This is a genomic window from Pseudomonas sp. SIMBA_068 (assembly GCF_046534705.1).
Taxonomy (GTDB): domain Bacteria; phylum Pseudomonadota; class Gammaproteobacteria; order Pseudomonadales; family Pseudomonadaceae; genus Aquipseudomonas; species Aquipseudomonas putida.
On sequence record NZ_JAWRYI010000344.1, the window covers coordinates 1 to 282 of the forward strand.

Here is a 282-nt window from a genome sequence, read left to right on the forward strand (position 1 = left end):
CGGCGTTCCTGTCCTATGAACTGGCCACCATCAAGGTCGACGTGCCGCTGGATGTCGAAGTGGATGCACTGGTGTGCGGCGAGCCGGACCGTGAAGCGCTGCTGGCGCTATACACCGAGATGGAGGTCAAGAGCTGGGTCGCCGAGGTGCAGCGTGACGCGGCCAAGGCCGGTGATGACGTGGCACCGGTAGAGGCGCCAGCCGCCAAGGCCGAGCCCAGGTACGAGACCATCCTCGACCAGGCCCGTTTCGATGCCTGGCTGGAGAAGCTGCGCCAGGCGC

Annotated in this window: 1 pseudogene; it reads left to right on the forward strand. The window is 66.3% G+C overall.

The annotated features are described in order from the left end of the window. A pseudogene (locus SB756_RS29470) lies at positions 1-282 on the forward strand (DNA polymerase I); the annotation flags it as partial.